The 491-nt window shown below is 59.9% G+C and carries 1 pseudogene; it reads left to right on the top strand.

Annotation, left to right across the window (positions count from 1 at the left end):
• A pseudogene (locus tag J5M71_RS27595) lies at positions 1 to 491 on the top strand (TonB-dependent receptor); the annotation flags it as partial.

The following is a 491-nucleotide window of genomic DNA, read 5'->3' as shown; positions in this document are numbered from 1 at the left end:
AACTCGGACTGGCCGTGGACGTGAAGCTGTTCTACGACGAAATCACCGGGATGATCAGCGAACCGCTGCGCAACAATCAGTACATCGCCAGCAACGCCAACAGCTCGCGCTTTCGCGGCACCGAAACGCAACTCGACTGGCGCCTCAGCAGCGCCGACCGTTTGCGTTTGACCTACGCCTTCGTCGACGCCGAGGCGAGCAATCCGCTGGACCAGCAGTTGACCTCGCGCAACAGCGGTTCCGCCGGTTGGCTGCGCAATTGGGGCCATGGCTGGAACAGCGCCCTCTTCTATTACGGCGACAACGCGCTCAACGGCTATCGCTTCGAACGCGTCGACACGCGCATCGCCAAACGCATCGCCATTGGCAAAGCTCAGCTGCAATTGGCCGGCGTGCTGCAGCAGCGCCTCGACCATCAGCCGAATACTTTCGTCGACAATAATTACGATGAACGCCGGGTGATGTATTTCAGTGCCGAGCTGGAGTTCTAG

Origin of the sequence: Pseudomonas sp. 43(2021) (assembly GCF_017490805.1) — a bacterium.
Classification (GTDB): Bacteria; Pseudomonadota; Gammaproteobacteria; order Pseudomonadales; family Pseudomonadaceae; genus Aquipseudomonas.
This window is presented reverse-complemented; position numbering and strand designations above follow the sequence as displayed.